1 protein-coding gene is annotated in these 234 nt (G+C 73.5%); it reads right to left on the reverse strand.

The window, feature by feature from the left end; all coding sequences use genetic code 11:
* The coding region (locus tag ACQG3P_RS24190; RefSeq protein ID WP_426806467.1) for a thiamine phosphate synthase at window positions 1-234 on the reverse strand (234 nt) is incomplete at both ends.

The following is a 234-nucleotide window of genomic DNA, read 5'->3' on the forward strand; positions in this document are numbered from 1 at the left end:
TCCAGGGCCGGGTCATCGTTGATGATCAGCGGCACGCCGTGGGCGGCGCACAGGTCCTGCAGGGCAAGCGCCTGCTCGCGGCGCAGCGCGTAGCTGGCGGTCTTGTTGCGGTACTGCAGCCAGATGGGGCCGGCCGCCAGCAGCGGGGCCACGCGGTCCAGGAGGCGGGCGGTATCGGCCTCGTCGGGGGTAATCAGGTACACGCCGCGCGCGGGCACGGCCGGGGAAGCAGGG

The organism is Stenotrophomonas sp. SrG (assembly GCF_050031795.1).
GTDB classification, from domain to species: domain Bacteria; phylum Pseudomonadota; class Gammaproteobacteria; order Xanthomonadales; family Xanthomonadaceae; genus Stenotrophomonas; species Stenotrophomonas rhizophila_A.